A 2140-nucleotide genomic window follows, 5' to 3' on the forward strand; every position below is an offset into this window, starting at 1 on the left:
GTTGTTGTCCGCTCTCCTGGTAGGGTGAACCTGATCGGGGAGCACACGGACTACAACGAGGGCTTCGTGCTGCCTGCGGCCATCAACAAGGAGATCTTCTTCGCCCTGGCGCCCAACGGCACCGACACCCTCCGCTTCTTCTCCCACGACCTGGGGGAGAGCGCCGAGTTCGGCCTGAACGGCGTGAGCCGCTCTGATATCGGCTGGGCCAACTACCTGCTGGGCGTGGTGGCGCAGCTGCAGGGGGCAGGGCTGGAGGTGAGGGGCTTCGACCTGGTGTTCGGGGGCAACGTGCCCATCGGCGCAGGCCTCTCCTCGTCGGCGGCCGTGGAGTGCGGCCTTGCCTTCGCCCTCAACCACGTGTTCGGCCTGGGCCTGGAGCGCTTTGAGATGGTGAAGATGGCCCAGAGGGCAGAGCACGCGTACGCGGGGGTGATGTGCGGCATCATGGACCAGTTCGCCAGCATGTTCGGCAGAAGGGACCACGCCGTGAAGCTGGACTGCCGCTCGCTTGCCTACGAGTACTACCCGCTGGACATGTCGGGCTACCGCATCGTGCTCTGCGACACGCAGGTGAAGCACTCGCTGGCCTCCTCGGAGTACAACACCCGCAGGAGGGAGTGCGAGCAGGGCGTGGCCATACTCAACAAGCACTACCCAGAGGTAAGGAGCCTGCGCGACGCGACCCTGCAGATGCTGGAGCGGCACCAGTCGGAGTTCGACCCCGTGGTGTACAGGCGCTGCAGGTACGTGGTGAGCGAGAACGGAAGGGTGGAGGAGGCCTGCGGGCACCTTCAGCGCGGGGAGATGGAGGCCTTCGGGGAGAGGATGTACGCCTCGCACGAAGGCCTGCAGCACGACTACGAGGTGAGCTGCCCCGAGCTGGACTTCCTGGTGGACCAAAGCAGAGGGGACGAGGCAGTGCTTGGCGCGCGCATGATGGGCGGGGGCTTCGGCGGCTGCACCATCAACCTGGTGCGCACGGAGCAGGTGGAGCGCTTCACCGAGCGCATGGGCAGGGCCTACGGGCAGGAGTACGGTGTGGAGCTGAAGACCTACATCGCAGACATCGTGGACGGCAGCAGCCTGGCCCCGCAGACGGTGGCCGCGCAGTAAAGCCGCCCCACTACGCAAACCATAAAACAGACACAAGCATGAGCACATTCGATTTGGCGGAGCACCCGCACAGAAGGTACAACCCCCTGAGCGGGGAGTGGGTACTGGTATCGCCGCACAGGGCCAAGCGCCCCTGGCAGGGGCAGCAGGAGGAGGTGGGCAGGGACGGCAGGCCCGAGTACGACCCTGGCTGCTACCTCTGCCCGGGCAACGAGCGTGTGGGCGGGGAGCGCAACCCCGCCTACGCCTCCACCTACGTCTTCGACAACGACTTCGGGGCCCTGCAGGCCTCCACGCCAGAGGGCGGCTTCACCAAGGGCGGCCTCCTGAGGGCCGAGAGCGAGCGGGGCGTCTGCAAGGTGATCTGCTTCTCGCCGCGCCACGACCTGACGCTGGCCGACATGGAGGTGGCCGACATACGGAAGGTGGTGGACCTGTGGCAGCGGGAGTACCTGGAGCTGGGGGCAAAGGAGTTCATCAACCACGTGCAGATCTTCGAGAACAAGGGCTCTGTGATGGGCTGCAGCAACCCGCACCCGCACGGGCAGATCTGGGCGCAGGGCACGGTTCCCGCTGGCCCCGCAAAGGAGACGGAGAACCAGGAGGCCTACTACAGGGAGCACGGGCGCAGCCTGCTCTCCGACTACGTGGCCCTCGAGCTGGAGGAGAAGGCGCGCGTGCTGTATGAGAACGGTCACTTCGCGGTGCTGGTGCCCTTCTGGGCGGTGTGGCCTTTCGAGGCGATGATTGTGCCCAAGCGGCACATACGGCACCTGGGGGAGATGGGGGAGGAGGAGAAGGACGCCTACGCCGATGCCATCCAGAAGCTGGCGGCGGTGTATGACAGGGTGTTCGGCGTGTCCTTCCCCTACTCGGCGGGCATCCACCAGAGCCCGACGGACGGGGGGGAGCACAGGGGCTGGCACCTGCACATGCACTTCTACCCGCCGCTGCTGCGCTCGGCCTCCGTCAAGAAGTTCATGGTGGGCTACGAGATGCTGGGAGACCCGCAGCGCGACATCAC

At 66.1% G+C, this 2140-nt stretch carries 2 protein-coding genes; both read left to right on the forward strand.

All coding sequences use genetic code 11. From position 1 onward, the window contains the following. A partial coding sequence (gene galK, locus LN893_RS20330) for a galactokinase (protein ID WP_229973244.1) occupies positions 1–1116 on the forward strand: 1116 nt, incomplete at its 5' end. 38 nt (positions 1117–1154) lie between these two features. Continuing rightward, a partial coding sequence (locus tag LN893_RS20335) for a UDP-glucose--hexose-1-phosphate uridylyltransferase (protein ID WP_229973245.1) occupies positions 1155–2140 on the forward strand: 986 nt, incomplete at its 3' end.

Source organism: Pontibacter harenae (genome assembly GCF_020907245.1).
In the GTDB taxonomy this organism is placed as follows: Bacteria; Bacteroidota; Bacteroidia; order Cytophagales; family Hymenobacteraceae; genus Pontibacter; species Pontibacter harenae.